Source organism: Psychrobacter sp. NPDC064578 (genome assembly GCF_044901245.1).
Classification (GTDB): domain Bacteria; phylum Pseudomonadota; class Gammaproteobacteria; order Pseudomonadales; family Moraxellaceae; genus Psychrobacter; species Psychrobacter cibarius_C.
On record NZ_JBJDPI010000004.1, the window covers coordinates 296,383 to 321,470 of the forward strand.

Below are 25,088 nucleotides of genomic sequence, written 5' to 3' on the forward strand. Positions count from 1 at the left end.
GAGGTTCTCCTTAATCCACAAAACGGCCTTTGAGGGCGAATAAACCTTGTGGACGTTTTTGAATAAACAAAATCACAAGAACCAACAACACAATCTTAGCCATCACAGCACCAATGCCAATCTCAAGCACCGTACCACTGACACCAAGACCTAGAGATGCCAATACCGCGCCCCATACTTGCCCAACACCGCCAACCACGACGACTAAGAACGCATCAATAATATAAGTCTGACCTAAGTCGGGTCCGACGTTGCCTACTTGCGCCAAAGCACAGCCAGCGAGACCTGCGAGACCCGAGCCAAGTCCAAAAGCCAACATATCGATGCGAGCAGATGAGATACCCACTGCACGTGCCATTTGCCGATTTTGAGTCACAGCGCGCACAAATAGCCCAAAGCGAGTCTTGTTAAGTAAGTACACCAGTAGCATAAGAATAATGATGGTAAAGCCGATAATAGCGATACGATTGAAGGGAAGTACAAGGCTAGAAGACACTTGATAGGCACCGCTCAACCAATCTACATTGCTGACTTCGACATTTTGCGCGCCAAATATCATCCGAACCAACTGCATGAGAATCAGACTGACACCGAAGGTTGCCAGTAAGGTTTCAAGCTCACGACCATAAAGCGGGCGAATAATGATTCGTTCGATAACCATGCCAATAATGGCACTAACTAAAAAAGCGACGGGTATAGCAGCAACCAAATACCACCCAGTCATACTAGGAAAATACGCTTGAAAGAGATTTTGCACCATATAAGTGGCGTAAGCACCAATCATAATGAGCTCACCGTGAGCCATATTAATGACACCCAGTAGCCCAAAGGTAATGGCAAGCCCTAAAGCGGCGAGAAGCAAGATACTTGCCGTACTAAGACCCGTGAACAGATGACCTATCCAAGTACTAATAGTGATACGTCGCTCAATACTTTCTTCAGTATTTAACAGCGTAGATTTGAGCACAGGATCGATATCATCTGCCGCCAATGCTTTTTTGACATCCACTAAGACTTGCGGGCTATCACTATCAGCAAGCACGGTAAGCGCGGCAATTTGGGTAGTAACGTCGCCATCTCTAAAATCAATCCTCGCTTGTAAAGTACTCAACGCCGTTTTGACGTCGTCGTCTTGCTCATTAGTGGCAGCAGTACTTATGAGTGCTGGATCTAGCTGTTCGATATTGTCCGCTAAGATGGCAACTGCCTGCATACGTTGCGTAGGATCGTTTGACTCAAGCTTAACCTTGGCTTGTCCAAACACTAGGGCTGAGCGTAGCGTATTGGTCAAAGTCACTTGCGCCAAGTCACTCGGCCACTCGGTGGTCAGCTGCTTAGCAGGATACGTAAATAGCTCATCTTCGCTGTTAAGTAGGTAGGTTTGCCCACCATTGCCTTGATATAACTCATCTTTCTTTATCAGCTCAACTAAAGTATCCAAACTCTCAACTGACCCCGGCCACTGGTTGAGCATGGTTTGGCGCTTGGTGAAGTCAGCAGCAACGAACTGTTCGATAGCATCCCCTTTACTTATCGCAAGATCAGCTGATGTCGTTACAGACTGCTTGTTTTGAGCAAGTAAGGTGTCGTCTTGAGCAAGTAAGGTCTCTTCACTTACAGCAGTGGATGTCACTGCCACAGTATTAGTCGATAGTTTCTCGCCATGGCTGTGTACTACTGGCGTCTCGTGAGCATGAGCAGCTGATGAGATAGTAATGAGGAGGAGTAAAGATAGTAAGGCGATGATAAAAGTCTTATTAGAATAATTGGCTGGCGCGTCACTTTTATAATAGGAAGGGTAATGTGACATGATGGTTCCTTTTTTGCAGTCAACACTCCTTTAACCTCTACTAAAAACTGTTTTATCAGTAGAGGAGCTAAAGGGTTGCTGGTTTTGATACCATTAAGGGGCTAAGGACTAGGGACTAAGGCTTGGGTGACCACAATCTTATTTAGGAATGTACTGACTCCATGGCTCAGCACGAATGACTTTTGGCGTTTTGCTAATTACATCGAACTGACCATCGGCACGGATTTGACCGATCATGACAGGCTTCCATAAATGATGGTTTTCCTCATCCATTTTCAATGTATACCCTGATGGCGCGTCAAAAGTCTGACCCCCCATACTAATACGCACTTTATCTACATTAGTAGTACCAGCTTTTTCGACTGCTTGTTTCCACATATTGATACCCACGTAGGTGGCTTCCATAGGATCATTTGTTACGACTTTGTCAGCATTGGGTAGCTTATGATCCAGCGCATATTTCTTATATTTTTTAGTGAAGTCGCTGTTGACAGGATTTTTAACCGACATAAAGTAGTTCCATGATGCTAAATGCCCTTGCAATAAGCTGGTATCGATACCGCGAAGCTCTTCTTCTCCTACTGAGAATGCCATGACTGGAATATCAGACGCTTTAATACCTTGGTTGGCAAGCTCGCGATAAAAGGGTACGTTTGAATCCCCATTAATAGTAGAGATAACCGCCGTCTTTTTACCAGTAGAGAAGCTTTTAATATTGCCAACGATGGTCTGATAGTTGCTAAAACCGAAAGGGGTGTACTCTTCCATGATATCTGTTTCAGCGACGCCTTTAGATTTTAAGAAAGCCCGCAGTATCTGGTTAGTAGTCCGAGGATAAACATAGTCTGTCCCAAGTAAAACGAAGCGTTCTGCACTACCACCCTCTGGACTCATTAAGTATTCAACAGCAGGAATAGCTTGTTGGTTTGGTGCAGCACCAGTGTAGAAAATGTTTTCTGACTGCTCTTGACCTTCGTACTGCACAGGGTAGAACATTAAACCATTTAGTTCTTCAACGACAGGCAGCACTGACTTACGTGACACCGATGTCCAACCCCCAAATATCACATCCACTTTATCTTGGGTTAACAGCTGACGCGCTTTTTCAGCGAATAACGGCCAATCAGAAGCGGGATCTACGACGATTGGCTCTAGCTGCTTACCCAACACACCGCCATTGGCATTAATTTCATCAATGGTCATGAGCGCAGTATCTTTTAATGATGTTTCAGAGATGGCCATCGTTCCAGATAAAGAATGCAAGATACCAACTTTGATGGTGTCACCATCTGCTGCAGTCGTCGCAGAGGTGTCCGTTTTTGTGGCGGTAGAATTGCTTTCTGCACTGGTTTCTGCAGGTTTTTGACAACCCATGAGACTTAAGCTGCCGACAACGGCTACTGCTAGTAGAGACAAACGTGATGTCAATTTTGAGTCGATACGATAATTTGTACTTATAGGAGTAGCAGTGATAAGCGTTGGCAATAAAGACATATATTTCTCCAAAAAGATAAAGTAGCAGCCTGGTAGGCCGAGTGAACGAGCCATTCCTAACTATGATTAATACTTCAATATCTATGCCAATATAAAATACGAGACAAATGCACCAATATTGGTCTTTATCAGGAGCTAGGGCACTTCTTTGCACCATAATTGGTTTTTATGATTTTCTATGCACCATTTATGTCTGGTTAAGAAATGCTAAAGCGGTATAAAAAATGACGACATCAGAAGCGATGTTTTTTTGAGTTCAGGAAGTGTGAACAGAAGGAAGTTAAGAAGCAAACGTACTAAATGATGTTAACTCAACTAAAGATAAGTTTTTTTTGGCTAAAGCACGTTAGTCATTACGCTTGGTAGCTAGCTTGGGGTGAAGTCTGACATTTATTTTTTATCATAGGGTGCTGAGCTATGCTGAAGAAACCGTAAATTTACCCTGCGTAAGTAAAATATTTATTCGCTTATTTGTACCAGTACCAGTAAAATGCGCGAATGTTTTCTACACGAGTTTATGAGTAACCAATGATACGTTTAACTGAAATTAAATTGCCGTTAAATCATGCGCCTGAAGATCTAACGACTGCTATAACCACAAAACTTAAAATTTCTGCTGAGCAAATGGCGTCATTTGTGATGTTTAAACGTGGTTATGATGCTCGTAATAAAAGAAATATCCAATTAATTTATACGCTAGACATCACTCTGACCGACTCGGATTTGACCAATGATTTACTGGTTCAGTTTGAGTCAGACAACCATGTCAAAGCAACGCCAGATACCAGCTACAAATATGTAGGTGAAGCGCCAAAAGATTTAACTGAGCGTCCTGTTGTTATTGGTTTTGGACCTTGTGGTTTGTTAGCAGCACTGACCCTTGCTCAAATGGGTTTTAAACCTATTATCATTGAACGTGGTAATGAAGTCAGACAACGCACCAAAGACACTTTTGGCTTTTGGCGTCAGCGTAAATTAAACACAGAATCTAACGTACAATTTGGTGAAGGTGGAGCAGGTACCTTTTCCGACGGTAAATTATATAGCCAAGTGAAAGATCCAAATCATTATGGCCGTAAAGTAATGACCGAGTTTGTTAAAGCCGGCGCACCAGATGAGATTTTATTTGTCAGTAAGCCGCACATAGGTACTTATAAGTTAGTCACCATGGTAGAAAAAATGCGCGCTGAGATCATAGCGCTTGGCGGGGAAGTTCGTTTTGCTACTCGCGTAGACGACTTGCACATTACTGACTCAAAAGTAACTGGCGTGACCCTTAATACTGGCGAAACCTTAAAAACTAGCCATGTTGTTCTTGCTGTTGGTCATAGCGCCCGAGACACTTTTGAGATGATCCATGATAAAGGCGTGTATATTGAAGCAAAACCTTTCTCAATTGGCTTTAGGATTGAACATAAACAGTCAACCATAGACCAAGCACGCTTTGGTGACAATGCCGGAAACGAAGTACTTGGCGCTGCGGATTATAAACTGGTTCATCATTGCAAAAATGGTCGTTCTGTCTATAGCTTCTGTATGTGTCCAGGCGGAACTGTGGTTGCCGCAGCATCAGAAGAAGGCCGTGTTGTCACTAACGGCATGAGCCAATATTCAAGGAACGAGCGCAACGCCAATAGTGCTATTGTGGTAGGTATCGACCCAGAGCGAGATTACCCAAACCATCCTCTTGCTGGTATCGAATTACAAAGACAACTAGAAACCTTAGCGTTTGAATTAGGGGGCAAAGACTACAGTGCCCCAGCGCAAACCATTGGTGATTTCTTAAAAGGCAAACCAGACTCAGAATTGGGCGATGTAAAACCCTCTTACACACCGGGCATTACCTTAACCGACTTAAGCAAAGCATTACCTGACTTTGCCGTGGATGCCATACGTGAAGCCATTCCAGCGTTTAATAAGAAAATCCAAGGATTTTCATCTGATGATGGGTTACTCACTGGTGTAGAAACCAGAACATCGTCACCAATCAGTATTAAACGTAATAAAGAATTCCAAAGCATTAACACCGAAGGCTTATTCCCTGCAGGCGAAGGCGCTGGCTACGCAGGTGGCATATTATCAGCAGGGATTGATGGCATAAAAGTGGCAGAAGCCGTGGCAAAATCGATGTTGAAGATAGATTAAGAGCGGCTTTAGGTGAACTCTAATATTAAAACGCTCACTTAGATAAAAGCATGTGATCGGTAAAGCCTTTCAAGCTATAAAATATAAAGCTTGAAAGGCTTTTTTGTGTGTTGAAGGTATGCTGTATGAAAATACATCGTCAGTTATGCAATGTTATGATGCGATAAGACATTAAAAGACCCCACAACTGATAGGCTGTGAGGTCTTTTGATTACTTTTGACAATGTTTGTTGGTGCGCCAGTTACGCCGCCTAATGTTAATGACGATGTGACGATTGCTATCACTGCGATAGCCGATATAACGCCCACAGCGTCAGCTACATTGATGGTTGATGAATCCGAAAGCAGCGTAAATATCAGTATTATCGCTTACAGTGATTTAAACCCAACAGCAAGCGCTACCATCAGTTATGACTCAAACGTAGATAGGTCGTCTTTTTTTGAGACAGGCATCAAGTTTGAGCAGTCAAAAATAACAAGTATTGATAAGCGATCAGGCTTTGAGGCTAGCGATCATTTAACGCAGCAAGTTAATGTTGATTGGCAGCAATCAAGACTGATAGGAGACGACAACCAAAATCAATTTGAGGCTAACAAGCAGTTAACATCAAGCAGTCAAGTATCATTCGAGCAATCAAGGCTGATAGGCGATAGTAGCGAGCATGGAGGCGAATATCAGTCATTTATTGCTAATAAGTCAAACTTGGAATTTGAGCAATCAAGGTTAGTCGGTCATGATAGATGGTTTGGCTTTGAGGCAATGGCTAAGCGTCAAATTGAGCGAGCCATACAAGGCGAAAACGCCAAGTTACTCACTGACAAACTAAGCACGTTTAGCGACTATAATCTATTTGTAGCACAGCAAAAACGATTGCTAATTGAAACTGCTAGATTGCCGTTTAGTAAACTGCGTTATGTAGCGCCCGATTTATCACAGACCGTCATACTCAAAGAGCAGATCATTGATGGGTGGGTATGTGGCTCAGGTGCATTACGCCACTATGTTTACAATGACGAATTAGCGTTACCGATGAAAAGGCGCATTGCTGATAGGGGTGCATCTAGTAGCTTAGCCATGCCGTTATCTATGCCACGTGGCATACTGATGTTATCTGCTGCTGATGCTGATGCCGATGCAATGGAAACAAGACCATGCAAGCGCAAAACATTGGCGGTTAATCCAACGCTTGATGTTGTGATGTGCAGGCCAAAAGTGTTTGGTCAGTCATCGGGCATGGCGGTAAACGCAAATACTACGTTTGACGCAATCGCATGGCTTGAGCTATTGATTGGCGAAAAAGGCGAGGCATACAACAAGGGAGTTATATTTGTGACAAACAGTGTGTCATTAACGCGCTCCGACGATGGGCGTGAGATTAAGTTGCTAGGCTTTAGCGTGGGCATTGATAGCAATAGTTATACATGGTCATTTAGTGCCACTGTACCGCTGTCAGAGCTATCTAAAGTCAATACGGCATATGAGCAACAGATAGGCGTGGACTTTACTTGTAACGGCAATCTGTGGAGATTCATCTTAGATGGTTGTGATGACAGCGCCTCGTTTGGTGAAAGCTCATTAACAATCAAAGGTAAGTCACGCTCAATGCTATTGGCGCACCCATACGCGACACATCGCGGCTTTAAGTACGACACACCCATGAGCGCAAGGCAGATTGCAGATGACGAGTTAAACCGCTTTGGTGTGCCGTCAGCTTTACACTTGACTGGCAGTTAGCAGGTGTAAATGGTTGGGATGTGCCAGCCAATACTTACAGCTATACAGGTCGAACACCGATCAATTCACTACAATGGATAGCGGAGGCAGCAGGTGGATTTATCAATGCTCACATGAGCGAAGATATTATTCATGTGCTGGCTAATTATCCGATACCATCTTGGGAATGGGCAGCGCAAGAGCCTAGCATTAGCTTGCCAATATCGCTTATCACCAGTCGTAGCCGCGGTCGTATCAATAAGCCTAGCTACAATGGTGTGACGGTATATGGTGAGCGCGAGGGTAGCATAGGCGCGTTGGTTAAGCGCACAGGTACTAGCGGAGGTTATCAGCCGCCAATGATTGCTAGCGACTTAATAACCGAGCAAGCAGTCGCAATTAGCCGAGGCATATCGATATTGAGTGACACTGGTGATATCGGTAACATCGGTATATCAATGCCATTGCATCAAGATATCGGTGTGCTAAAACCATCGACTTTGATTGAGGTCAACGATGGTGAGCAATGGGTAGGAATGGTCAGAGGCACGACTATCACAGGTCGTCTATCGAGCAATCGAGCGCTAGAGATTGATCAGAGCATCGATGTTGAGCGTCATTTTGATAAAGGGTAGATTATGGCTAGTGGCAACTTATGGGCGTTATTTAAAGGCGTGACAGAGCAGGGGGCTAAGCAGCTTGCGACCGTCACTGCTCGCACTGGCTCAACTTATACCGTCACCATGCAAGGTGGCGGTGTTGCGGTGGTACAATCAAGCGCCGCTTACGAGCTGCAATCAAAGGTTTTTATCCGTGATGGGCAGATTGTAAGCGATGCGCCCAATCTACCCTATGTAGAGATTGATGTTTGATATTGTTGCTCAAATTTAGCTAATCGGTTAAAGTTAGTTAAAATCAACTGATCGGTATTCGTAATGAAAAATCAGAAACTAATGATTGCAGTATTATTAGGCGTATTATCTCTATCAGGTTGCTCAGACCCTATGAATATTGAGTTGCCGCAAAATTCAAAAGAAATTAACGACTTTCAAGCACAGATGGAAAGTAAGCTTGAAGGCGAAGATGAGCGCCTAATATTAGAGTTTGTTGGAGAAAATCTTTTTGCGTTAACAGTTGGGATGCTTCCAGAAGGTATGACAGTTGGGGATGCTATTGCTGTACAAAAAGAGCAAGAGGCCAAAGCTGAAGAGAAATAAAACAGGAAGCGAAGTGCATTAATAGTGCCTGAGAATATACTTTTTGAGCCAAAAGTTATAATTTTGGCCAACAAAAAAAACGCTATTATTATGAAATAAATAAACCAATTAACCCTCTTAATCGAGGGTTTTTTATTAACTAAAATAAAAGGATTCCTATGACAGACAAGACAGATAAAGTGATCCGTGTCGCTGATACTGATATTACTATTAAGCGCGTCAAAGTTAAAAACTTAAACGAAGTGACACGGGCTTTTACGCCGTTTGTCGCTGAGTTTGAGCGTATCGTAAAAGCCAATAAGGGCATGCCTGAGAGTGAGCTATTGGCACTCATTGGCAGCTATACAGATGAAACGGTTGTCTTAGCCTCAACACTGACAGACCAACCTCCCACATTTTACCGAGAGCTTGAGCCGCTTGAAATGCTGACAGTTATGCAGGAGGTCGTCGCCCATAGTGGCGATTTTTTTATGCGTCAGATTTTCATGCCCCTAAAACAGTTGGGAGCACAACTGGCGCTACTTGGTTCGACAGCTTACTACCATTCTACAAAATCGGATTTAGAGAAGCCGACGTCCTAGATATGGCGTTCGGTGAATGGTGGGGCTTGTCCAAGGCATTTGCTAAAGATCATCAGCAGAAAATCAAAGATATGGCAGTCGCTATGCGAGTATCGCAAGCTGATGTAAAAGGCTGGAAAGAGTTTATGAAAGACTAGCGCAACAAAGCACAATCAACTAAGATTGAGTAAATAACATTTTAGGGGTTGGCTGTGAAAAATCTATTGGCTGTATGTCTGGCATTGACGCTAAGTGGTTGCGGTGGTGGGTATGACACTATTGATGCTGCTAGACCTGGCGGCGGCATTGGGAATACAGTTACTCAGCCCAATAATCCAGATGCGGGCGAAAAAACACGGTGGCAGTATTCATCTACAGGTAATAGTGGTGGCATATTTTCATTGAGAGCAAATAATTATGCGCTTAATTTCTTTTACGATCCCCAGTTTAGCAATGTAAAACATACACCTTGGATTGAGCTCGAAAAGCGCAAAAGCAGTAGTGGAGCTGTAACTAGCTCAGTAGTGATTTTTGTGAATTCAAACTTATCGTGCACACCATCATGCAGAGTAAGTATGAATTTTGACGGTAATCAAGCGAGCTATGAGATGCGTAATAGTATTGATGGTGTTATCGTACCGGTTAATGATTTCACAGCAAGTCAGTTGTTCAATAAATTTACGACATCAAATAGAGCTATCGTAAGACTACCTGTTATTGGCCTGTCTGAGCCGTTCAATGCCAACTTTGATTTGCGCGGTTATGATGTTAATCAAATGAAGTTTTAAGCGAGTGATGGCATGGCCAATAAAGTAGATCAGCAACTCATATTTTGCCCGCGCGAGCAAAAGACGACATTATTTTATCGCAATGTTAAAAGTCGAAACTGGATAATGCATATTATCTTAGTGTTAGTGACAGGGGGGTTATGGTTACTTGTTATGTTGTTTATGAAAAGTGGCGGTAGCAGTGTTTGGACTTGCAGCCAGTGCGGAAAAGAAATGATAGAAGATAAAAAGGCTGGTAACTGGCTTTAAAACAAGGGAGGGATGGGTAATGAAGGTCGCAAAAGAGCAGATGTTATTAGATATGAATTACATGACGCCCGAACAATGGCCAAAAGCTCATGAAGTTTGGGGCGATGATGGGTTCGATCGCATTAACCAATTATTAGATAAAGCTGTGCACTTGGTTGGCAGAAAAGCACAAAATGAAATTATGATCTACGCTGGATTGTCGGAAAACAAAAGCACAGCAGGTAAAAAGCCAGTCGTCTTTATTGATTGTGATAGCCTGAATCGCTACCACATTGATGAGCGGTACATTAAAAACAGTAAGCTACCAAAACCAGATAGGGCAAGTGTCTTTAAATAAACAACGAATAAATTAACAAGCTCACTTTAATTAGTGGGCTTTTTTTTATGCCCAAAATTTGAGGTAAGACTATGGCTGGTGATTTGGATTTTAGCGTACAGCTTAGACTGTTAAACGAGAAGTTTAATCAAGGTGTCAATCAAGCGCGCGACAAGTTTACTGATTACGCTCAGTCTGTAAAGCGCAATGTTGATCAGATGAATACTGATACTCAGCGAGCATCAACCATGCTATCAGGGCTTAATAATTTTAGTGCGGACAGACTGACAGCCGAGATACGCGCAACAGCTGACCAATTACGCCAGATGGGTGCAGGCGCAAATCTATCAGGTGAGCAAGTTGAGACGGCAATGCAAGCGTCAGCATTGCAAGTTACTCGCTTGGCTCGACAACTTGAGGTTGCACGGTCAGAAGCGCAAAGACTTGGTAATACACCTGCTACTTCAGCACAATTGGCAGAAGCGGCAGCTAAGGTAAATACGCTTGGCGATAGTGTTGCAGCAGCAAGATTAAAGGTTGAGCCGTTATCGCAAACTAATGGTACACCGGCACAGATTGAAGCAGCGAAAGCCAAAGTTGATACATTAGGCGCTAGTCTTGATGAAGCTAGACAAAAAGTGACGCAGATGTCACAGACCAGAGGCACGCCTAGCGATATAGACAGCGCTAAAGGCAAGGTCGACAATCTAGATAGCAGCTTAGCAGAAGCTCGCGCTAAGGTGCTTGCTCTATCGCAAACCAATGGTACACCTGAGCAAATCGAGCAAGCTAAAGTTAAGATCGATAGCTTATCGAGCGCGGTTGATGAGGCTCGATTAAATGTTGAGCGTCTAGCACGGACTAACGGTACTCCTGCTGATATCATTGACGCTAAGGGGCGTATTGATAGCGTCAGTAGCAGTCTGGATGCAGCACGACTAAATGTCGAGCAGTTAAGCCGTACCAATGGCACGCCCAGCGATATCGCACAAGCCAAAGCAAAAGTCGATCTACTGGGCTCAAGCATTGATGATGCTAAGCTAAAAGTAACCGAGTTATCACGTACTGTTGGCACACCTGCGGATATCGCCGAGGCGAAAAACCGTGTCAATGATTTAGGTTTAAGTGTTGACGCTGCTAAGCAAAAAGTAAAGGAGCTGTCTCAAACTAAGGGCACACCCGAGGATATCGAGAACGCTAAGATTAAGATTACAAGCCTAAAAGACGAGCTTGGCTTGGCTAAAGATAGCGTTAAGCTGCTACGTGATAGCAAAGCAAGCCCCGAAGATATAGAGGAGGCACAAAATAAAGTTAAGGCGCTAACAGCCTATATCTCAGGTACACAAGACGAAGTTAAGCGTCTGCGCGAAACCAAAGGTACGCCTGAAGACATAGCGCAAGCTAAGACTGATTTCAACAACCTAAAATCTAGCATCACAGAGGCAAAGGAGCAGGTCAAGCTGCTATCACAAACACGCGGTACGCCAGAAGATATAGCTTCCGCTAAAGCTAAGGTAAATGAGCTTGGCGATAGCTTAGTAAATGCTAAAAACGAGGTTAAGTTACTCGGTCAATCAAATGCCAGTCCAGAGGATATTGCTGAGGCAAAAGCCAAGGTTGAGGCACTTAAAGCTACATTAGGCGCTACTCGTGACGAAGTGCGACAGCTAAGCCAGACAAGTGCGTCACCAGCTGAGATTGCTGAAGCACGCGCTAAAGTTGCAGCACTCAGTCAAGACTTATCAGGTGCTCGAACAGAGGCAAGACAGCTTAACCAGACCAGCGGCTCACCCGCTGAATTGATTGAGGCAAAAGCTAAAGTTAATGAGCTTAAAGGTGGGCTGTCTGCTGCACGCGATGAGGTTAAGCGATTATCAGAAACTAATGCCAGTCCTGCTGAAATTGCAGAAGCTAAGGCTAAAGTCGCAGCACTTAAAAACGAGTTAGGCGAGGCTCGAACAGAGGCAAGAACCCTAGGTCAGACAAACGCGTCACCTGCTGATATAGCACAAGCTCAAGCAGAGGCGCAGCGATTAGGCATTGAGCTTGACGAAGCAAGATTGGCGGCTGAGCGCTTAAATAACACTGGTGCCAGTCCTCAAGAAATTGCCGAGGCAGCAGCTAGCATCAATCGTCTAGAACAAGAGCTGAATGATGCGCGCAGCGCCAGTGTAAGCCTTGCGAATGAGCTGTCAGGCGCTATGAACAGAGCGTCTAGCACTGCTGATAATGCACGTAATGCTATCTATCGCATGACAAACATCAGAGTGCCTGAAACGATACGCGGTGAAATTGATCAGATCAGTCGATCATTGGTTGAGTTTCAAAACAACAGTGGTCGTCCTGCTGCTGAGATTGACCGTGTGACCCGTCAAGCAGAGGAGCAAATCAGATGGCTTGAGCGCGAACTAAACGGACTTGATGACACGCAAGAAAGGGTTAGTCAAGGTGCTGGTGGTCTAGGCAACAACGTTAATAGATTAAGAGGTGCTTTTGGTGGTCTACAAGGGTTACTTGCGGCGGCTGGGCTAGGTATCGGCGTTTCTGAGATTATCGAAACGGCGGATGCTTTTAAAACCCTTGAGGCGCGTATCAAGTTAGCGACTGGTGCTGGTGCAGCGTTCGTTACTGGTTTTGATGGCGTTAAAGAGCTTGCTAACGAGACGTTTAGTAGCGTTGAGTCAACAGGTGAGTTGTTTGCCAAAATATCAGCCTCAGCTGAGTCTATGAACCTATCGCAGAACCAAATACTAAGCGTCACACGTACAATCAACGAGGCTATTAAATTATCAGGCGGTAGCGCTGCCAGTGCTGATGCCGCAATCATTCAGTTGATTCAAGGACTCCAATCAGGCGTCGTACGAGGTGAAGAATTTAACTCAATCATGGAGCAAGCACCACGATTAGCTAAAGCTATGGCAGATGGTCTTGGTGTGACTCGTGGCGAATTGCGAGCGATGGCTGGTGATGGCAAGTTAACATCTGAAGTCGTCATTGGTGCGGTTCGAGATCAAGGACAGGCTATTAGCGATGAGTTTGGCACGTTATCAACCACGGTTGGCAACTCTTTGCAGGTGGTTAAAAACCAAATATTTAACTTCGTTGGTGAGATTGACGGTTCTCTCAATCAAACATCCAAGCTTGCGGAGGCGATAAGCTATATTGGCGATAACCTTGAAGATTTAGACCCTAGTTTTATCGCTGCATTAACAGGTGCGTTTGAGAACACGATTGAGGCAGTTGTAACCGTTGGAAAGCGCATAAAAGAAACTTACGATAGTATCACTGAGGTGATTAACTTAATCGCTGGCGGGTCGGAAGATGCTGCTGAGCAAATCGGGCTTATCACAGCAAGTCTTCACGGGGTCAACGTCTTTGTCGGCGCCATCAGCGATGGCATTAAGGGCTTGGTGATTACAGGAGACCTCTTTACAGGGGTTATTCTTGAATGGGCTGCTGCTGCAACGCGCTTCTATGCGTCGCTCACGTTTGGTGAAGGTAAGAAAGCAATCCTTGATCTTGCCGAGGCTTTAGACAAAGGAGCTTCTGAGGCATTAGATAGGGCGCATCAAAAAGCAATGGAGTTCGAGTCTGGTACAGAGAAAGCCTTGCTCAACGCCGCTGAGGGCGCAAAAGAGCGGTTTACAGAAATGGCAGCAGATTCGGAAGCAGCCTATAACGTGATGATTGCAAAAGGTGAAGCCACAGCCGAAGCGATTGAAGGTCAGCTTGTTAAGATGGTGACCGACAGGATTCGCGCTAATGACATGATTGTTAGTGACGAGGATAGACTGCTTCTTGCCAGCAAGGGCTTGCAAGCCGCCATCAGTGAGACAGGCGATATATCTATTGAGTCTGCAAAGCAGGTGCAAGCGGCTTATTTGGGCGTAGGCGAGAGTTTTGCGGAGGTTGCGCTAAAGGCTAAGGAGTCAGGTAAAAGCATCGAGCTATCGCTAACAGATGCCATACACAAGGCAAACACCAAAGAAGCTGTTGATGACATCTTATTGTCGCTACAAGCGATGGCTAATCAGGGGTTGATCACCGGTCAGCAAATGGAGTTCGGCGCTAACATCGCTAAGACCAGGTACGAAAATCTTGATAAGCAGCTACAGCAAAATATTGAAAGGTTTGCTGAATATGCTAACGCGGAACTACAGAAAACCAATGGCGCTACCTTAGCTGACATACAGCGTGCCGCAGCTCTATCGGTACAAGCGACTGAAACAGGCGGCATATTAGTAATGCAGGCTGATAAGTCGACGCTAGCCAGCAAGCGAACCAAAGAGCAGATTGACGAATTAGCGGGCGCGGTAGGTATTGGCTTATCAAAAGAGTTTGTTAAATCCAGTGAAGGGCTTGATGAGCTTATTAGTGGTTTTGATGACCTGAAGGAAGCGGGTTATGACGCTGGCGGCGCTGTGGTTGGAACGCTTACTGAAATGACCAATAAGGCGAGCAATACGACTGAACTAGATTACGTTATTGAGCAATGGAAGGTATTAGGCAAGGAGGGCAAGATAACCGGTCAAGAGCTGGCAGACGGTCTTGATTTGTCACGTACCAAGCTTGATGAGCTGACGGACGGTATCAACTCGGTGGCAGAGGCTTATGGCGTATTAGGATTAAAAACGCGTGAGGAGCTGGCTAAGCAGGCAGGTGCGTTCACTGAGTCTTACGACATCATCAAGAAAGACGGCAAAGCTACAGCTCAGCAGTTAGAAGAATCGTTTGAAAAAACAGCAAAGGCTAATATTGCGTCAAATAATGGTGTCGTTGATGCGGTCACTAAGCGCATGGCAGCCGAACGCGGTGTCACTGTCGCAGTTGATGAACAGGGTCGTGTCACATTTGAAAAAATGGGTCAGACTAAGACGGCAAACGACAAAGTAACAACGTCAGTCAACAACATCCGCACAGCTTACGATGGCATATCTAGCAGCTCAGGCAGTGCTGGTAATGCCATGGTACGCGCTGCAAACGAGGCATCATCCGCTTACGATAAGTTGCAAGCAAAGATTAAAGCGGTTAAAGAAGCACAAGCGGTAGCTGGTGGTGATGAGGCGCTTAAAAATTTACGGATTTATGGCACCGAGAAAGCGCCAGCAGAGGGCAATCAGTTTGGATCAAAAACAGGCGTTGAAAACTTTTTAAAATCGGCGGGACTGAGTGCAGAGCGAGCAGCCGAGGAAGCTCGTAAGCTATACGTAAAATCAGGTAAGGATAGCGGCGCTCTCAACTTTGGTGAGCTACGGGGCTATAAAGATGGGCAAATATTAACTAATGCTGACTTAGGTAAATTTAAAACAGCATCAATGTATTTGCTTGAGATTGCAGAGAAAGCAAGGACTGATGAGTCAAGGCGCAGTAAGTACGAGGCAAGTCTTAACCAGCTGCCTGATTCAGTACTACAAGCTGTTAGCAATCTAAACAGACCGCAAAATTATGATACGGGTAACAATACTATTGGCGCTAAGAATTACAAGGTGGAATTCATACTAGGAAGTAAGTCAGTAGATGTAGGTGTATCTGAGTCGCAAGCAGGTATGTTTGAGCGCATGATGCAAGAATTACAAGACAGTAAAGCAATCGCAGGTTACTAACAGCCACTCACTCGAGTGGTTTTTTATTATCTAAAATTTGAGGAAGGCTTATGCCAAACAACACGCCATTTATAGATCTAATTATATTAAAACTGTTGGCGTTTATGCCAAAAATACTGATCGCTGTGGTAGGCGCGGTGTTTGGCTTGATGCTATCAGGTGACATTGGTAGAGATGGGAAAATACAAGTCAGCGTAGCAGCGATGATTAAGTTTGTCATTGCTGTAACTATCTCGCTCGTCGGCGGTAGTGCTCATATCGAGATCATGCAGTGGCAAGATTACAGCGTCACAGTTCATGGATTAATCATGCTGATGTGGGCAGTATTCGGAATGCTTGCAATCGGAATCATTTATCAATCGGTTGCGCTCATGCAAGGTAAGTCGATAGCAGAAATCATCAAAGAAGTTAAAGACGCAGCGTTTGCAATTTTTGGAAAATAATCATCGGTATTAAATATAGCCCCTTAATTGGGGCTTTTTTTGGAGCTAAATAAATGAAAGACAGTGAATTTTTCGATTGGGTGCGAGAGAATCAAGAACCTAAGCAATTATCACAAATTCAAGTTGATGGTGCCAAGAAAGTTTTGAGCGTGGTTAAGGCTGACGAGCTGCCATCTTCTGTAGCAGCATTAACAGGTTGGTCGATTAATGGCCATGATATCGATGACGAGGCAGATACACTAGATCGCGCTATGTCAGAAAAAGGTATTGAGCATCTAAAGCTCAGCGAAGGCTTGCGATTAAAAGCATATCAAGACACTGGCAAGGTATGGACGATTGGCTATGGTCACACGTCAGCTGCTGGTGGTATGAAAGTATATCAAGGTCTGACTATCACAAACGCTCAGGCTGAATAGCTACTCAAAGCCGACTTGGTGCGTATGACTTACCCTGTTATCAAGCGTTTGGTTAAAGTGGATCTGACGCAAGGTCAGTTTGATGCCCTATGCTCTTTTATTTATAATCTTGGCGAAGGGCAAGTAAGTCAATCAACATTATTAAAGCTGCTTAATGCAAAAGACTATAAAGGTGCATCTGGTCAGTTCGGGCGCTGGGTTTACGACAACGGCAAAAAACTTGACGGCTTAGTGACTCGCAGAGAAAACGAGCAAGAATTGTTTGATAGTTAGCCGCATCTAGCTACGTTTAGCTGCTATAATAGCTAAGTAGGCTTTGCTGCCATGTGTGAACATTCGCGATAAGTAGCGCAGAAAAAGCTGATAAAGCCCATTCGTTAATTCGGATGGGCTGTTTTTTTGTGTCTAGGTTTTGAACTATCCGGAAATTCCGGATAGCTGAGTATGCGAGGATTCCTCGGTAACTGGTCTAATTTGGTCTAAATAGTCAGCCCATTTTTGCATCATATTCCGTCGTTCATCTAAAAATATGGTCCTATTATAAGCACGTCCATGCATATCCCTAACATTGTGGCCCAACTGCATTTCAACCAAATTTTCAGGGTATTTCAATTTCTCAACAATTAGTGTTCTAGCAGTAGTCCTAAATCCGTGGACCGTTTGCTTGGTCCCATCATAGCCAAGGCGTTTCAATGCCTGATTCATCGTGTTCTCAGACATTGGCTGTACGGTGGTATGGATAGCAGGAAATAGATATTTGCTGCGAGCATGTAGTGATAGCTCACGGATCAGCGCAATAGCTTGTGTTGGCAATGGTACGATTAATGATAGTCCAGTCCGTCTTTGAGTCTTACGAGGCGTAAAGGTCCAAGTACCAGCATCAAGGTCGAGGTCATCCCATAGCGCATAACGCAATTCACCAGAGCGCAGCTACCTTCATAACTATCAATCGCATTCAGCAGCACACCCAACTCTTTTGGGTCCGTAATTGTTGGATGGTGAGTGGTCACTGGTGCTTGTAACGCGCCTATCAAGTCTTGGGTTACATCACGCTCGCATCTGGCTGTTTGGACCCCATATCTAAATACTTGGCCCGCAATGGTCCGCATCTTAATCGCTGTCTCATAGTAACCTTGCGCCTCAGCGGTCCGACACGCATTTAATACGTCAATCGGTTTAATATCAGTAATGATCATATCGCCAATGTGTTTGTTCAGCCGTTTAAGCTGCCTATTGTTATTTGTGATAGTAGCAGGGCTTACGTTGCGCTTGCGGCTCATATAGTCATCTGCAATCGCTGCGAACGTATTGTTAGATAGTAGCTCTTGCTCGCGTTCATCATCAATTTTCTGCTGCTGTGGATCAACGCCTTCAGCTAACATGGTCCGTATCTGTTTGCGCTGCTCACGGGCTTGGGCTAGTGAAACGTCAGGATAAAGGCCCAATGTGATAGTGGCTCTTTTTTTACCTATGGGCCGGACATAATTTATGCGCCATGACTTGGTGCCCAACTTACTGACATACAAATAAAGGCGACCGCCGTCAGCTAGCTTATAAGGCTTGTCTTGTGGTTTAGCTTGTTTTACCTGCGAATCTGTTAGCGGCTTGATGATTTTAGCCATTTTGACGGTATCCTATTTGGCGGTATCGGCGAATACCGTCAATAATACCGTCATTTAACGTAGAGATAAAGACAACTAAAGACAGCTAAAAACGTCTAAGCAAGAAAAAACCCCATAACCAAAGGGCTAAGGGGCTTTAAAGTAAACTAAAAACATATTTGTTGGTGCGCCCACCAAGACTCGAACTCGGATCGATCGCTTAGGAGGCAACTGCTCTATCCTGTTGAGCTATAGGCGCATTATAGAGGAACATTGTAGGAAAAATCGCTCATAAAAGCAATCAACAAAATATAAAGATTTTATCATTACTTGCCATTACTTAAGGCATCAGCGACATTCACAGTGTTGGCATTTGCTGCTTCTTGTGCACGTGATGTTGGATTAAACAAGTCATTCACACTGTTTTTATAACCTTCGATATTATAATAATCGTACTTTTCTAATATATCTTGTCCCGTGCTTGAAAGTAAAAAATTACGGAAGTTAATAGCAGCAGTATTCTCTGTCAAAATAACCCCTTCAAGCGCTTGCTTGTCTCTCAATGCATAGCTGAAAGAATTTAGGGTACGTGCCTCTGCATTGTCAGTCTCAATGGCATCAGTCCCAGCAGTATCTACTTTTTTATCATCAGTATTGCTGATATTTGCTTTGTCTTGGTTTATCTTATCTTGAGCCGCTTTTAGCTCTGCTTGTAACGGTGTCAGACGGTCTACAGATAGACTGTCGTTAGCGATGATCATGTCTAATTCTGAGCGTTCATCATGGCTAGGATTGGCGTTTGATAATGTTAAGAGGTCGCTGGCGGGTACATAACTTGGCACAACCTGCACATGAGGATAACGAGATTCGAAGCTAACGATGATATCGTCCAAGGGTGCTTGTAAATCCTCTTCAGCCTTTATATACAGCGTACTGTCGGTGAGGGTATTTACCTCGTCTTGAGTGGTGGCTGACGACTCATTTGCATTTGCCATGATCGGTAGGGGATCTATATTTTTACGGTTACTGCTCCATAACCACGTAAAGATTGCAATAAAGATTATCAGCAGCAGTAAAATTAGCCCAGCCAGTAGCAGCTTGTAGTCTCTCATATGTTACTGCTCTTCTCTTAATGGGTTTGTGTCAAGTTTACATAAAATGCGGTGAGTGACGTATTATTTTTAAAGCTGTTGGTGTAACACTTCATCTGCTAAGTCCGCCAGCATATCTGCAAAAACATCGGTTTCTGAATCAGGTAAAAGTTTTTTCTCGCTAGTATTCTTATGACACATTGTACTATTTTGATTGGGTAGCACAGGTTGATCGTTTGAAGGGGAGGTAACATCGTTGTCAATGGCTTTTATTTGGTGTGCAGCCAATGGCGATTCGCCCATCGTAAGTTTGTCTTTAAGCCATTCAAAACCATGGGCTTCCCACCATGCTTCAAAGCGTGGCAACGTGCTCCCACGCACCGCGACAGGCAGATTCAATGTTCGCAGTTTTTGTGCAAGTATGGGGTCGTTAATGGCTTGATGGATGCTCAAATAAAGCGAGCGACTGTCATCAGTATAGGGCTGTCTGTTTTGCCACGATCTGTCGTCAATTTTCATACGTGGCAATTGCCACAATTCACCGCGATAGTATACAACATATAAACGTCGTTTAGGATGAACGAAAATGGCATCAATGGGACGCAAAGGCATAGTATTAAGTTATTCCGTTAAAAAAGGGTTATGGACATAAAAATTACAGCGATTAATCTGACAACAGCACTGACTTCTCTATTCATAAATATGAGACTTATCAATGCGACACTATCTGTCGTAAGATATTATAATAGTGGCACATATACTAGTAAACGATAGCTATCGATGGCACACTAATCAGCAGCCTATTTTATGATTGTTATAAGTAATCACTGATGATGCAATGATAGTTAATCATTGTTGTCATTTGCATTGTGTTTATGACAGCCATGCTAGCAGAAATACATTTTAGTAACGACCGCGAAACATAGATTGGTGAGTATTCTTCGTGGTATTCCTTAGCAGCCACCAATATGTATTAGAAAGCTAACGCAAATGTTATTCCATTTCAGGCATTCACGACCGTCTACATCACACTGTCACTCATATTATAACTTCAATCAGACTATCCTCTATGTTTACCATTATTCAATCGCACCGCACCGAAAACCTTGTTGATCAACTGCTTGTGCAATATCAGTCTAAGGATCAGCCTGTTTTTGAGCCTTTTATTGTCATTGTGCCCTCAATGGTACTAGGCGATTGGCTGGATAAAACCATTGCTAGTCGTGCTGGTATTAGTACTTTGGTGCGCACTAAATTCTGGGGTCAGTATCAATGGACGCTGATGCAAGATGTATTGACTCGCCATAATGCGTACTTACTGGTGCAAAACCCTGAAGCGACAACTCTAAATGTGCCAGAAGTGGCGGTGTTGTCACCAACGGTCATGCAGTGGCGATTGTTTGGGTATTTGACTTACTATCAAGAGTCGATTGTTGCAGATGAGAAACACCCAGTCAATCCGCTATTGGCATCTTTGATTGATGACCCACAGGCAAGTGCTCAACAAGACAGCTTACAACAGGATAAGGCGCAACAAGATGCCCGTATTTGGCAGCTGGCAAGCGATTTGGCAAGAGTGTTTAACCGCTATTTGACTCACCGTGAGGATTGGTTGGCGTTATGGTCGTATAACAAACCGCTAAATGTAGATGAGTTGATAGCAGATAAAGATGCACTGTCACTGCGTTTTGATAAATATGCGCGCGGCACGCCTGAATGGCTGGTGGAGCATTATGTTGAGTTAGAGGCGGCGCAACGATTTTTGTGGTCGCATTTGTTTGCTGACGTTCATCTACACCGTGTGGCACTTGAAGATGTCTTCTGGTCGGCTTTGAAAGATAATAAGGCGAATGAGCGTGCTCAGTTGCCCAAAGTACTGCGCATTTTTACCATTCAGCAGTTGCCACAGACCGAGCTAGATTTTTTACAGCGCTTGTCAAAATACATGAATATCACGCTATTGCATTACAACCCATCAAAGCTGTTTTGGGCAGATATCGTCGATAAATCTTGGTTACAACGTCAGCAGATTATTAACCCTGAAAGTGTATTTTTACGTGATTATGGTCACAGTTTACTGTCTCGTTTGGGTAAGCAATCGCGTGATGCGTTTGCCATGCTTGCTAACTTGTCGGGTAATGAGCAATACGACGATGCGCTGGTGGAATGGCAAGATAATTTTGAAAGTGGTTTAAATGATGAGCTTAGTAATGGTATGGATGAAAGCATTTATACTGATGATGCCAGTGCTCAAGATAGGCAAAGTAGCCTAAGCTTATTAAAACGTTTGCAGAACGATGTGTTGATGCTTGATGAACAATCTACCCAGCAAGCAACAGCTGCTACAGTCTCGCAAGCAGTTAGCAAGCAAATAGAGCCAAGCTTCAATGAAGAGAAGCAAGGAGCGGCCTGGTATGAAGATGAAGCGTTAGAGAATAAACGCTTTGAGAAAGACCGTTTTTGGGCAATCTCTTCTCAAGATAATAGCCTAAGCATTCATTCGTGTCATAGTTTGCAGCGCCAGCTTGAAGTGTTGCGTATTATGATTGGTCGCTGGTTAAATGAACCTATCAAACTTGGTGAAAAGAAACGTCATATATCTGACATTGTTGTGCTGCTACCCGATGTCGAGCGTCATCATGCGCTGATTGGTTCTATCTTTGTTAATGGTAAAGGTCAAGATGGTTTGACCTTGCCCGCTAAAGTGACAGGTGTTGTTGATGCGGACATTCGCCAGTTATGGGAAGCTATTATTGGTTTTTATAAGCTATTGGGTAGCCATAGCGCCCGTTTTGAAGCGGCTGAAGTCTTAGACTGGTTGATGTTGCCGCCCTTGTTTGAAAGCTTTGGACTGACTCATGAGCAAATGAGCCGTGGCTGTGATTTATTGGTAGAGGCAGGCTTTATTCGCGGTTTTGATGAGCTGCATCTTAAGCAAACTTTGGATAGTAATGACTATGACTATCGCTTTAGTTTTGCGCAAGCGTTAGACAGATTGACCCTAGGTCTGGTCATGCCAGAAGCTGAGTTGAGTGATTGCTTATATGCTCTAAATGAAGATGAATGGCCAAGCACTGCCTTACCAGAAATGACTTTACCGCTACCACAAGTCAGCTTAAATGATGCGTTGATTGTTGAAGCGCTTTGCCGCATTTATACCGGTTTGGTCGCACGACGGGATGATCATATACAAAAAATGAAAGCGGAAGATTGGCTCGATCAGATTGAGAGGCAAGTGATTCATCGTTACTTTGGTGATGTGGATCAAACACGTACCATGCGAGCCATCTACAATGCGATGAATGGCTTTAAATCAAGTCTACGAGCCAATCGTCACTATAGGCAGTACGCTAGTGGCGATAGCGCCAACAGAGAAGTAGAGCAGAGGCTGGCAGGTGTGGAGCAATTGCCGCTCAAGCTGAGCTTTATGCTAGACAGTATTGAAAACGAGCTTGAAAGTCAGCAGGTCAGTGCGGAGCCAACTGGGGTAATTACCTTTGGTCGATTCGGTGCATTAAGAAACGTGCCGTTTGAGTTAGTAGTTATGCTCAATATGGATCTCTCCGAGTTTCCTGGGCGTGATCGTGACAACCGCTATGATTTGATGAAAGCGACTAATGCTCGCCGCGGTGATAGAGTCAGTGAAGATGATGATAACGGGGCTTTTTTAGATGCGCTGTTATGCGCGCGCAGTGCTTGTTGGATGTTCTACAACGGTCAAAGCCTGACGGATACCCACGAGCACCTGCCAGCCAACCCAGTAAGCGAATTGCTACAGTTTTTGCAAGGTGAGGTGCAGTGGCAGGTGAACTCGCTGGCGACATTACCTGAGAATATTGATCCCACCACCGAAAATCTCAAGCGCTACTTACCAAAATTGATTAAGCAGTGGCTAGTGACTGAGCATCCTGCACTACCTTTTCATGAGAGTCTGTTTGAGACAGAAATTGAAGGCACTGATGTTTTTGAGCAAGCGTCTCCTAATATTGATGACAATGCTAATGCCAACGTTAATATCGATGCTCAGGATACCAGCCCTGTCGATATGATTGATGAGCTGGATGCTTTATTAAATACAGCCATGCGCAAAACCAAACTGGCTCAGAAAAAACAGTTTCCGCCTGCGCCGCTTTGGCAAGCGGTGTTTGATACATTGAAAGGGCGAGTGGCTAGCGAGCAGGTGCAACTGGTTGGCTTGCCCACAAAGACACAGTACGAAGCAATGGCTCAAATAGTTGGTAAAGGCTTGGGTCAGCTAGGTCAAGTGGATAATCAAATCTTGTCTGCATTGATTGAGATGTTGGCTCTAGATGCCGTTGTTGATGCTAGCGATGTTAGTAGCATGACAGAGGCGATCATCCAAACTTTATCCGATACTGTGTTTGATATTGGAGAGATTGACGTTGAAGGGGTGTTGGCTTACCAAGTACGCCATCCTGCCAAAGCGTTCTTACGGTCTCAAAAAGTACATGTGGTGCAAGGTGAAGAAGCGCTGTCGCAGCAAGAGCCGCTGTTTTTAGACAGCTTGACTACCTATCAAATAAAAGACTATTTGATTAAACAGTTGGTTACTGATGAGGGTAAGAGTAATAGTAATGCAGCGGCTGAAACTACTACTCCAATCCTGATGTATCAAAAAATCATGCCAGCTGGTGTTGCTCGCCAAACCACGCTACCCAATCAACAACAAAAACTGCAACAGCAATGTTTGGAATTTAAAGAGCAGTTAATAGCTAATGGTTTTGGCGAAAATATTGTACCCAATGAAGATGGGATAGAGGGTACGACAGGTTTGCAGCTACTAACGCCAACCGCCGAGCACTCTGTTCAGATAGAGCTAAAAAATATACTGAATAACACTGATAACGGGTCAAACAGCCAGACAGATATTAAAGAGATAGAAGCACTGCTTAAGCTGTTGCCGAAAATCATTAAGATCAAAGGCTCAGTACCTGTATTAGTACCGACAGATTCACATAGCAGCCATTCTCACCTTCAGGCGGGCATGCCTTATGCTCAGCAATCACCCACGCAGTGGTTAAATATATTGCCCAATTCTGCAAGTCCTAGGCATTTACTTAAGTTTTGGTTATCACATTTATATTGGCAAGTGGCCAGAAGTACCACCGCTCAGCAAGTGGCATTAAATGATGGCGTGAGTATTTGGCGTTTTAATAAGCCTAGCTCACAAGTCAAAAAGTACGAGAAAGTAATCGCATTTAAACTAAGCCCCATTGTCTATGAAGACGCTGTGATTGAGCTGATAAAATGGGCGATTTTTTCCAAGCTATCTGGGCAAGTGCCTATTACATTACTCCCAGAATATGCACTCAATTACCTTGATCAGTGCTCAAAATCTGAAGATAGTGAAGGCGGCAGTTATTGGCCAAAACGAGCAGACTTTTCAGACTGGTTAAGATCTAGTTATCACTCAGATACAGTCTACGATACTTGCTCGCAGCATGCCATTTGGCAGTACGTACTGCGTGATCAAGACACGTTCAAAGCATTATCAGAAGCGTTGACTACCTTGGCGCGACCATTGTACGAGCCGATGTTTACTGCGTTAATTGACTTAGATGGCTAGCTAGCCATTTAGAATAATCAATTTTTGCTCTCTTGCTCTAATAGATAATAATTA

The 25,088-nt window shown here is 44.1% G+C and carries 19 protein-coding genes, 1 tRNA gene and 1 pseudogene; 14 read left to right on the top strand and 7 right to left on the bottom strand.

Annotated elements, in window-relative coordinates; translation table 11 throughout:
- Window positions 1-10: 10 nt before the first annotated feature.
- Entirely contained in the window at window positions 11-1,639 is a 1,629-nt protein-coding gene (gene urtB, locus ACI2JM_RS06545; RefSeq protein ID WP_404643153.1) for an urea ABC transporter permease subunit UrtB, read from the bottom strand.
- 309 nt (window positions 1,640-1,948) lie between these two features.
- Entirely contained in the window at window positions 1,949-3,250 is a 1,302-nt protein-coding gene (urtA, locus tag ACI2JM_RS06550; RefSeq protein ID WP_404643155.1) for an urea ABC transporter substrate-binding protein, read from the bottom strand.
- Window positions 3,251-3,832: 582 nt separating this feature from the next.
- On the opposite strand from urtA, the gene ACI2JM_RS06555 reads away from it, so the two are divergent.
- The 13 genes and pseudogenes from ACI2JM_RS06555 to ACI2JM_RS06615 all read left to right on the top strand — a co-directional run bounded on the left by ACI2JM_RS06555 (window position 3,833) and on the right by ACI2JM_RS06615 (window position 17,028).
- Window positions 3,833-5,449, top strand: a complete 1,617-nt coding sequence (locus tag ACI2JM_RS06555; RefSeq protein WP_404643017.1) for an NAD(P)/FAD-dependent oxidoreductase — start codon at window positions 3,833-3,835, stop codon at window positions 5,447-5,449.
- 217 nt (window positions 5,450-5,666) lie between these two features.
- Window positions 5,667-7,184, top strand: coding sequence for a hypothetical protein (locus ACI2JM_RS06560; protein ID WP_404643019.1), 1,518 nt, complete (start codon window positions 5,667-5,669; stop codon window positions 7,182-7,184).
- A gap of 20 nt (window positions 7,185-7,204) precedes the next feature.
- Window positions 7,205-7,798 (top strand): hypothetical protein, encoded by a 594-nt coding sequence (locus ACI2JM_RS06565; protein ID WP_404643021.1) that lies wholly within the window; start codon window positions 7,205-7,207, stop codon window positions 7,796-7,798.
- Window positions 7,799-7,801: 3 nt separating this feature from the next.
- Entirely contained in the window at window positions 7,802-8,035 is a 234-nt protein-coding gene (locus ACI2JM_RS06570) for a hypothetical protein (protein WP_404643023.1), read from the top strand.
- A gap of 63 nt (window positions 8,036-8,098) precedes the next feature.
- Window positions 8,099-8,380, top strand: coding sequence for a hypothetical protein (locus ACI2JM_RS06575; protein ID WP_404643025.1), 282 nt, complete (start codon window positions 8,099-8,101; stop codon window positions 8,378-8,380).
- 158 nt (window positions 8,381-8,538) lie between these two features.
- Window positions 8,539-8,961 carry a hypothetical protein gene (locus tag ACI2JM_RS06580; protein WP_404643027.1) on the top strand — a complete coding sequence of 141 codons (423 nt, stop codon included), beginning with the start codon at window positions 8,539-8,541 and terminating at the stop codon, window positions 8,959-8,961.
- Between the two features lie 2 nt (window positions 8,962-8,963).
- On the top strand, window positions 8,964-9,098 hold the full coding sequence (locus ACI2JM_RS06585) for a hypothetical protein (protein ID WP_318260515.1): 135 nt from the start codon (window positions 8,964-8,966) through the stop codon (window positions 9,096-9,098).
- A gap of 54 nt (window positions 9,099-9,152) precedes the next feature.
- Complete coding sequence (locus ACI2JM_RS06590; protein ID WP_404643028.1) at window positions 9,153-9,728, top strand: hypothetical protein; 576 nt, start codon at window positions 9,153-9,155, stop codon at window positions 9,726-9,728.
- A gap of 12 nt (window positions 9,729-9,740) precedes the next feature.
- The gene (locus ACI2JM_RS06595) at window positions 9,741-9,977 is read left to right on the top strand and encodes an LITAF-like zinc ribbon domain-containing protein (protein ID WP_404643029.1); all 237 of its coding nucleotides are present in this window, start codon (window positions 9,741-9,743) and stop codon (window positions 9,975-9,977) included.
- Between the two features lie 19 nt (window positions 9,978-9,996).
- Entirely contained in the window at window positions 9,997-10,314 is a 318-nt protein-coding gene (locus ACI2JM_RS06600) for a hypothetical protein (protein ID WP_404643031.1), read from the top strand.
- Window positions 10,315-10,385: 71 nt separating this feature from the next.
- Window positions 10,386-15,896: a tape measure protein gene (locus ACI2JM_RS06605; RefSeq protein ID WP_404643033.1), complete on the top strand. Its 5,511-nt coding sequence runs from the start codon at window positions 10,386-10,388 to the stop codon at window positions 15,894-15,896.
- Between the two features lie 50 nt (window positions 15,897-15,946).
- Complete coding sequence (locus ACI2JM_RS06610) at window positions 15,947-16,339, top strand: hypothetical protein (RefSeq protein WP_404643035.1); 393 nt, start codon at window positions 15,947-15,949, stop codon at window positions 16,337-16,339.
- A gap of 251 nt (window positions 16,340-16,590) precedes the next feature.
- Window positions 16,591-17,028 (top strand): annotated as a pseudogene (locus ACI2JM_RS06615) (lysozyme).
- Window positions 17,029-17,172: 144 nt separating this feature from the next.
- On the opposite strand, the gene ACI2JM_RS06620 reads toward ACI2JM_RS06615, so the two are convergent.
- From ACI2JM_RS06620 to ACI2JM_RS06640, 5 genes are all read right to left on the bottom strand, one after another.
- Complete coding sequence (locus ACI2JM_RS06620) at window positions 17,173-17,670, bottom strand: tyrosine-type recombinase/integrase (RefSeq protein ID WP_404643037.1); 498 nt, start codon at window positions 17,668-17,670, stop codon at window positions 17,173-17,175.
- Window positions 17,577-18,377: a tyrosine-type recombinase/integrase gene (locus ACI2JM_RS06625; protein ID WP_404643039.1), complete on the bottom strand. Its 801-nt coding sequence runs from the start codon at window positions 18,375-18,377 to the stop codon at window positions 17,577-17,579. The genes ACI2JM_RS06620 and ACI2JM_RS06625 overlap by 94 nt, the downstream gene beginning before the upstream one ends.
- 162 nt (window positions 18,378-18,539) lie before the next feature.
- Window positions 18,540-18,615: transfer RNA gene (locus ACI2JM_RS06630), tRNA-Arg, on the bottom strand.
- 67 nt (window positions 18,616-18,682) lie between these two features.
- Entirely contained in the window at window positions 18,683-19,468 is a 786-nt protein-coding gene (locus ACI2JM_RS06635; protein WP_404643041.1) for a hypothetical protein, read from the bottom strand.
- 69 nt (window positions 19,469-19,537) lie between these two features.
- Window positions 19,538-20,059: a hypothetical protein gene (locus ACI2JM_RS06640; RefSeq protein ID WP_404643043.1), complete on the bottom strand. Its 522-nt coding sequence runs from the start codon at window positions 20,057-20,059 to the stop codon at window positions 19,538-19,540.
- Window positions 20,060-20,516: 457 nt separating this feature from the next.
- Between ACI2JM_RS06640 and ACI2JM_RS06645 the strand changes: the two genes are divergently transcribed.
- Window positions 20,517-25,034, top strand: a complete 4,518-nt coding sequence (locus tag ACI2JM_RS06645) for an exodeoxyribonuclease V subunit gamma (protein WP_404643045.1) — start codon at window positions 20,517-20,519, stop codon at window positions 25,032-25,034.
- Window positions 25,035-25,088: the final 54 nt, after the last annotated feature.